This window comes from Mucilaginibacter sp. (assembly GCF_028288225.1).
Taxonomy (GTDB): domain Bacteria; phylum Bacteroidota; class Bacteroidia; order Sphingobacteriales; family Sphingobacteriaceae; genus Mucilaginibacter.
In genome coordinates this window covers 1-7,255 of the sequence record NZ_JAQBOC010000021.1, presented here as the reverse complement: position 1 = coordinate 7,255, position 7,255 = coordinate 1, and the positions used below count along the sequence as shown (strand labels likewise).

Sequence of the window (7,255 nt, the reverse complement as noted above, 5' to 3'; positions counted from 1 at the left end):
CCCCTACAATTTTCTTTCGGTGTGTACTTCCCCAATCTGCCAGATTGTTGACTAGGGTTTGTAGCGTACTGCCGTGTTCCGTAAGTTCATATTGAACCGTTATAGGCTGTGTATCTAAAACGGTTCGTTTGACCAATTGATTTATGTCCAATTCCTTTAATTCTTTGCTCAACATTCTGTTGGAAATTCCTTCTATATCATTCAAAATATCGGAAAAACGCCTTTTACCGTAACAGCAAATAGACGAAATAATAGAAATCTTCCATTTCCCATTCAGCACGTCCATTGAATCTTGAACGGCTCTCATTCTTTTCTTTTGTTCCTGTTGGAACTCTGTTATTGCACACACCATAATGTTACTTGGTTACCTTTGTGTTACTGTTATTTTCCAGTACAAAGTTACTAAAAATAACTTTAGTAGTATACCTTTGTCGCTCAATCTTTAAAAAAAGAAATAATGAGTAAATTAAAAAACAAGGTTGCCGTAATTACAGGCGGCAATAGCGGTATCGGGTTTGGTATTGCTGAAGCATTTAAAAACGAAGGTGCTTTCGGAGCTATAGTCGGCAGAAATCAGAAAACTTTAGATAGTTCTGTGGCTCAGCTTGGAGATAATTTTATAGCCATAAATGCCGATGTAACCAACGTTTCCGACCTGGAAAGAGTGTTTAAAGAAACAACTGAAAAATTTGGTAAAATAGACGTGATTGTAGCCAATGCAGGTGGTGCAGTTACAGGAGCAGCATTTGGTTCTGTGGCAGATATTGGCGAAGCCGACTATGACAAGACAATGGATGTAAACCTGAAAAGTGTTTACTTCACTGTTCATAAAGCACTGCCCTATATGAATGATGGTGGTTCTATTATTCTTATCGGGTCAAATGCAGGGCATCGGGCATATTCGTCTTTTACTCTTTATGGTGCTGCAAAAGCGGCTGTAATCCATTTTGCAAAAGGATTTTCAAACGACCTTTTAGATAGAAAGATTAGAGCAAATGTAATATCACCAGGTACAACAGATACACCAGTATTTGACAAGTTTGTTCCTGCAGAACAACTTGAAGCTGTAAAAAATTACTGGGCAGGTGTAATGCCGATAGGCAGAATTGGGCAACCATCTGACATTGGTAAAACAGCGGTTTTCCTGGCTTCTGATGATTCTTCGTTTATGCTTGGTGCTGAACTCCTTGTTGATGGTGGTATGACCTATTTGTCGCCAGCTAAATAATTGACCCCGCGCCGGCGCGGGTTTGTAACTCGTGCCATTAAACAATTAAAATAATTTTCAAAATGAGTAAATTAAAAAATAAAGTAGCCGTAGTTACGGGTGCTTCAAAAGGAATAGGTGCATCTATCGCAAAACATTTTGCGGCAGAAGGCGCAAAGGTTGTTGTAAATTATGCTTCAAGCAAAGAAGGCGCAGATAGCGTAGTCAAGGAAATAACCGACAATGGAGGCATAGCCATTGCTGTACAGGCCGATGTATCGAAAGAAGCCGATGTAATCAGGCTGTTTGAAGAAACAAAGAAGGCTTTTGGCTCGTTGGATATTTTGGTAAACAACGCGGTCTTTCAGCAATATTTACCTATTGAACAGGCATCGGTAGAAGCTTTTCATCAGCATTTCAACGTCAATGTTTTGGGTCCTATACTTACTATACAGGCATCTTTGAAACTGTTTGGCGATAAGGGCGGCAATATCATCAATATCAGTTCGGGTGCAAGCAAATATCCTCTTCCGGCAGCCTCATTGTACTCTGCAACTAAAGCGGCATTAAATGCCATAACGATCTCTTTGTCGAAAGAACTGGGTGCAAAAAACATTCGGATCAATTCTATTTTGCCGGGCGCTACGGAAACAGAAGGTGCACGTAGTGCGGGCGTCACTACCGGCAGTGAGTATGAAAAAATGTTTATTGCCAATACACCGCTTGGTCGCAGAGGTCAGCCAGAAGATATTGCGAAAGCTGTCGTATTTCTTGCTTCCGATGATGCAGCGTGGATTACGGGTGAGCAAATTTCCGTTTCGGGTGGTATGTATGGTTTTTAATTTCATACGAACCACAAAACTAATTGTTATGGCAATTACAGGCACATCGAATTAAAATAGTTTGAAACACTTCTCGTCGCCATTTTCGAAATCGGCCTTTATTATACCGTTAGGTTAATTAATAGTTGTAAATCCTCTATAAAATTATTGGAAATCGGAGCCTTTGAGGCCACTATTTTTCCTATATGGGATTTTATTCAAAAGTTTTTATACTGAATAAAAACAAGTATCCAAATCCTTCAGATTGAGTTCTGAAGGATTTTGTGTTTCTAAGCTATCTGTTTTCTCGGGTCAGTATTAGTGATATTAGGGGGTAAACAGCTTCCAATGTCCTTCGGAGACGACTTCTACGGTACCGTCGGTCACTTTAATGGCGGTCTGATCGTCAATTGCATATGACGGCACTGGTATCGTAGCGGCCAACTTTTCCAGGTTGGCCAGGGAATTCTCCGGAAACCACTCGTAATCGAGGTGCGGGTGTATTGCAAAATCAACCAGTCCCAGCGACTTATCGCTTTCGGCTGGCAACGTATGGTTACCGTAGGTCGTTCCAAAGCGGGTCATTATCATACTACCGGCGCTCAAACCCACGTAGACCGTTTTGCGCAGCAACGACGGCAATAGGTCTGCCAGTCCGGACCGCTGCATCCAGTAGCAGAGATATTGGCAGTCGCCGCCTCCAACCAACAAGGCGTCAGTCTCCCGGAGCATGGGAACCCAAAGTTCTTGTTTGATGCTAGGCAGAGCCGTTAGCTCAAGCACTCCCAGCGACTTCCATCCTAATTCGCAGAAAGGGTCACCTAATGATCCGCAAATCACCTTTCGTGATATGTCAGCACCGCCAGCTATCGCGTATATTGCGGTAGGGACAAAAAGGGCGCTTGCCCCGGCAATCGGTTTGCCCAGGAGGTCAACCAGGGCATTATGAATGCTCGTGTTGCTGATGCCCGCAGAGGTGAGAAGAAGCTTCATAATTTCTTTCTTTGGCTATCGTCGCTGTGCTTGATGGCCTGTTGTTAAGTTTTCAATAGCCTATGTTTAATTCAAAGGTTGAAATTAAATCATAAATCGCAAAATCTTTAAGAACAACATCGCCAAAGCCGATTACTTGTGGGTCAAACAAAGGCAGTATCGAAAAGTACAGAGCGATATTTGAAAAAATAGTTCGACCGTAGGCTGAATTAAAATTCTTCGTTAGCTTATCAATAATACCACAAAATCGATTTTAATTTATATTTTACAACCAACAACTACAGTAAACATGGCATCAGGTTTTTTTGCGATTTTGGACGATATAGGTGCTTTGATGGATGATGTAGCGATGACAGCTAAAGTAGCGGCGCGTAAAACTACAGGTATATTGGGCGACGATTTAGCGGTGAATGCAGAAAAAGCTACAGGTTTTTTATCGTCGCGTGAATTGCCCGTACTATGGGCTATTACAAAAGGCTCATTGGTTAATAAGCTTATTATTGTCCCCATCGCTTTATTATTAAGTGTGTTTTTCCCGTTGGGTGTTAAAATCGCCCTGGTTTTAGGAGGCTTTTACCTGGCTTATGAGGGAGTTGAAAAAATAATTGAATACCTTTTTCATCGTTCAAAAGCGGCACACCAGGTAATTAAAGAAAGCGAACAAAACGACACCGATGCCGAAAAAGCAAAAATTAAATCGGCTATAACAACCGACTTCATTCTGTCTATAGAGATCGTAATTATTGCGCTGGGCTCTGTCACAGAAAAGAGCCTGGCGATACAGGGAATAACCGTTTCGGTTGTTGCATTCCTGGCAACAATAGGCGTTTATGGCATAGTTGCAATTATTGTCAGGATGGATGATGCCGGCTATAAATTGATTAAGCACTCTCATAACAAAGGTTTCTTTTCAGCCGTGGGGGGGTTACTGGTTAAATCGTTACCGGTTATTATTAAGCTGTTAAGCGTGGTTGGAACAATTGCTTTGATCTTGGTTTCAGGTGGAATTTTCGCTCACAATATCGAATATTTACATCATTTATTGCCAAACCTGCCATCAATGATCAGGGAGCTCATGATAGGATTGGTTGTCGGCTTGATTATGGTAGCCCTACTAACGGGTGGCCGAAAGATATTGTCATCTTTTAAAAAATGATCCACACCCTTCGCACAATACAAGTCAGCCATAAAAGAGTTCGGGTTTTGTAGTTTAAGGACCACATTTAAACCCATCCATCGGAATGGCATGGGAGATTATTTGAAAAGCCTTAAGATGGAAATCCGGAGGCTTTTTAATAATTGTGCTATTTTGGGAACGACGATTTAATGCCCTATTCGAAAGTGTTTTAATAATCTTCTTCTTTTAGATGCAAAAGAATGAGCACCAATACCAGGAAGCTAAGTATCCGCTCGGCTGCCGCCAACCCATTCCAAATTTTGCTTTGCCACATGGCAAACCACTCTCCGCCTATAACTTCAAACCCTAAAAACCAAATTATTATACCGATGATCAATCCCGCAACGGCCCAGTTTTTACTGGCATGGAATACTGTCGCACTGTTTTTAAGGTTTTTAGCCAGTAGCCAGCTTCCATTTATACAGCAAAATGCCATAGCCGCTTCCATGATGATAAGCAGGATATATCCTGCATGAAACATAAACGTGCTGTTGACACTTCTGTATTGTAAATGACTGCCGGGAAAAATGGTATCCATTTTCATCACGTGCTCAACAAACAGATAGTTTGTAAAGTAATCGGTTGTATTTCCAATTACTATCAATAAAGCCATTAAGCCAATTGCAATCACTGCAGTTGTTTTAGCAAGGCGGAACAAAAAGTGTACTGAGGGCATACTTAAGTATTTATTTACCAAATATATAATTAGATCTTATAACCTAATAAATACCCTGCCATGTTCACCATCTAAATTATTAGGAATTAATCAATTAACCCCGCCGTACAATACAAATCAGCCATAAAAGAGTTCAGGTTTTGTAGTTTCAAGGGCCGCTGAAATATCCCATATAGGATAAATCAAACAAGCATTCTGAAGGCCTGTTTATTTGATAACAAATCATTGTTTATAGATAATGGTCACTGCCATGTCTTATCATACCAATCTTCGTTACTATTTATCGCTAATTCAAAGCCATCTTCTATATTTAATTTTTTAATCTTTGAAAAAGCATAGTTGCCAATTTCGATCAAAGCCGGTTCAATTTCCGTCCAACATTCCCCTTCAGTTTCACTTTCCCATCCTTCGGAGAAGCTTTGATGAGAACTTTGTTCAAAGTCTCTTAATTCAAAATCTGCAGGATTGCAAATTCTTGTATATTGATTTGGCTTAAATAATTCCGCTTGTTCGATATCCCCTTCAGCTAAATATTGGTCGTAATATTTTTTATTCCACTTATTAGATTCTGCCACTTTTTTAAGTGAGTTATCCTTGCCGTCGAAGTTAATTGAACTTACAGCACCATCGGGATCTGTCCAAATACTTGCAGTGTAAATTTTAAAAGTGGGCTTTTCAGTTTGTAGTCTGTTAATGGCTTTATCAACCATTTCAGTCATTTCCGTTAAATATAAGGCTTGGTTAAACATTTTGGATTTAGCTGCGATTAGTGATTATTTAGTTTAGAATTAAATGTAATAAATATATCGAACATCCGATGTCGGCAGTGATTAAAATATTTAAATACATAAAAAGTTACACAACCTCTATAAATTAAGATTATAATGTGCCAGGATTGTTCTTCATAAATTTAAATCAGCAATTAGACAAGAAATAGGTCTAGACTTGTGCAGTCGCTCCCCACTTTTATTTTTTCTATATAGAAACAACGTTAAAAAGTTATATAGACTATAGTTTCTAAGTTAGCTGGCGCTTAGGAGCTAGCTTAAGTAATCATTTTTACCAGGAAGAATTTTGGCTTTAGTTTGAAACACTTCACCATTTTTAAAAATGGCCTTATTGCCCCAAAGCCAGCAAGTCAAATATTTGCAGGTTTTGTTTTTTAAAAAGAGCGTAAAACTTCAGGTTTCCCCATATAAAGGGTGAGTAATTCAGGAGTACTTTTCAAAAAACACAATGTACCCGCCAAAATTGACATATGTTACTGTCAATCAAGGTATTTAATCATTAAGCAACTTGATTTGAGCAGTAAAGTAAAAATTATTCTTAAATGGACCTTTATTCTTATATCAAATTAAATCGCTGTATTTTAGATAACCCAATTTTTGCCTGCTTCCGGTAGAATTTTCCGGAAGGCGCTACCAATTTATTAAACCTGATAATTAATACAAAAAAATGGAACAGCAAACTAACCAGCCATCGCCTGAAAACATTATGAAAATTGGCACCGGCTTTTGGGCCTCAAAAATTCTTTTGACTGCAGTGAGTTTTCAACTATTCACCAGGCTCGCTGAAAAGAAAACTATGAAGGCCAAAGATGTCAAAGACATTTTAGGGCTTAAATGTACAGACAGGAACGTTTATGATTTTCTAGATGCTTTAACGGTGTTTGGTTTTTTAAAGCGTGAAGGTATTTTGGATACAGCTATTTATTCAAATACCGTAGACACAGATACATTTTTAGATAAAAACAAGCCATCATATATTGGAGGGATCCTTGAAATGATGAACAATCGTTTATATGCATTTTGGGGTAACCTGGGCGAGGGGCTGCTTACCGGGCTTCCGCAAAATGAAGTAAAAAAGAGTGAGGATTTTTTCGGTTTGATATACAAGGACCCTGAAAAATTAAAAGAATTTACCAATGCAATGAGCGGGATCCAAATGGGTAATTTTATGGCCTTTGCTCAAAAATTTGATTTTGCAAACTATAAAACATTGATTGATGTAGGTGGCTCAGCCGGCTTGCTTTCATTGATGGTTGCAAAGCATAATCCCCATATGCATTGTACAAGTTTCGACCTGCCGCCGGTTGAGCCTATTGCAAGTGCTACCATACAGCAATTCGGGTTATCAGATCGTGTAAAAGCTGCAAGCGGCGACTTCTTTACTATGCCAATACCCCATGCAGACGTTGTTGTAATGGGAAATATCCTGCATGATTGGAACGAAGAAAATAAAATATCATTAATGAGAAAAGCTTATGACGCACTCCCCGCTGGTGGTGCATTTGTAGCTATTGAAGGCATTATAGATGATGAAAGAAAGCAAAACGTTTTTGGTATGATGATGAGTTTGAATATGCTTATTGAAACAGGAAC

Annotated in this window: 8 protein-coding genes; 4 read left to right on the top strand and 4 right to left on the bottom strand. The window is 39.3% G+C overall.

Going from position 1 to position 7,255, the window contains the following annotated elements; translation table 11 throughout:
* On the bottom strand, positions 1 to 352 hold a 352-nt coding region (locus tag JWQ54_RS06580; protein ID WP_299581914.1), incomplete at its 3' end, for a helix-turn-helix domain-containing protein.
* A 105-nt stretch (positions 353 to 457) separates the two neighbouring features.
* On the opposite strand from JWQ54_RS06580, the gene JWQ54_RS06575 reads away from it, so the two are divergent.
* The gene (locus tag JWQ54_RS06575; protein ID WP_299581911.1) at positions 458 to 1,228 is read left to right on the top strand and encodes an SDR family NAD(P)-dependent oxidoreductase; all 771 of its coding nucleotides are present in this window, start codon (positions 458 to 460) and stop codon (positions 1,226 to 1,228) included.
* A gap of 62 nt (positions 1,229 to 1,290) precedes the next feature.
* On the top strand, positions 1,291 to 2,049 hold the full coding sequence (locus JWQ54_RS06570; RefSeq protein ID WP_299581908.1) for an SDR family NAD(P)-dependent oxidoreductase: 759 nt from the start codon (positions 1,291 to 1,293) through the stop codon (positions 2,047 to 2,049).
* Positions 2,050 to 2,355: 306 nt separating this feature from the next.
* Here the strand turns inward: JWQ54_RS06570 and JWQ54_RS06565 are convergent, their stop codons facing one another.
* A complete protein-coding gene (locus JWQ54_RS06565; protein WP_299581905.1) occupies positions 2,356 to 3,021 on the bottom strand; it encodes a Type 1 glutamine amidotransferase-like domain-containing protein in 666 nt (221 codons plus the stop codon).
* 289 nt (positions 3,022 to 3,310) lie between these two features.
* Between JWQ54_RS06565 and JWQ54_RS06560 the strand changes: the two genes are divergently transcribed.
* Positions 3,311 to 4,177, top strand: coding sequence for a DUF808 domain-containing protein (locus JWQ54_RS06560; RefSeq protein WP_299581902.1), 867 nt, complete (start codon positions 3,311 to 3,313; stop codon positions 4,175 to 4,177).
* Between the two features lie 190 nt (positions 4,178 to 4,367).
* On the opposite strand, the gene JWQ54_RS06555 is transcribed toward JWQ54_RS06560, so the two are convergent.
* Complete coding sequence (locus tag JWQ54_RS06555; protein WP_299581899.1) at positions 4,368 to 4,874, bottom strand: DUF2165 family protein; 507 nt, start codon at positions 4,872 to 4,874, stop codon at positions 4,368 to 4,370.
* A 242-nt stretch (positions 4,875 to 5,116) separates the two neighbouring features.
* On the bottom strand, positions 5,117 to 5,623 hold the full coding sequence (locus JWQ54_RS06550) for a hypothetical protein (RefSeq protein ID WP_299581896.1): 507 nt from the start codon (positions 5,621 to 5,623) through the stop codon (positions 5,117 to 5,119).
* Between the two features lie 706 nt (positions 5,624 to 6,329).
* On the opposite strand from JWQ54_RS06550, the gene JWQ54_RS06545 reads away from it, so the two are divergent.
* Positions 6,330 to 7,255: methyltransferase (locus JWQ54_RS06545; protein ID WP_299581893.1), on the top strand; the 926-nt coding region annotated here is incomplete at its 3' end.

What these genes read in the sequence shown, in the direction of transcription:
- JWQ54_RS06575 (WP_299581911.1), top strand. Translation starts at nt 458, where the DNA reads ATGAGTAAATTAAAAAACAAGGTTGCCGTAATTACAGGCGGCAATAGC.
- JWQ54_RS06570 (WP_299581908.1), top strand. Translation starts at nt 1,291, where the DNA reads ATGAGTAAATTAAAAAATAAAGTAGCCGTAGTTACGGGTGCTTCAAAA.
- JWQ54_RS06565 (WP_299581905.1), bottom strand. Translation starts at nt 3,021, where the DNA reads ATGAAGCTTCTTCTCACCTCTGCGGGCATCAGCAACACGAGCATTCAT.
- JWQ54_RS06560 (WP_299581902.1), top strand. Translation starts at nt 3,311, where the DNA reads ATGGCATCAGGTTTTTTTGCGATTTTGGACGATATAGGTGCTTTGATG.
- JWQ54_RS06555 (WP_299581899.1), bottom strand. Translation starts at nt 4,874, where the DNA reads ATGCCCTCAGTACACTTTTTGTTCCGCCTTGCTAAAACAACTGCAGTG.
- JWQ54_RS06550 (WP_299581896.1), bottom strand. Translation starts at nt 5,623, where the DNA reads ATGTTTAACCAAGCCTTATATTTAACGGAAATGACTGAAATGGTTGAT.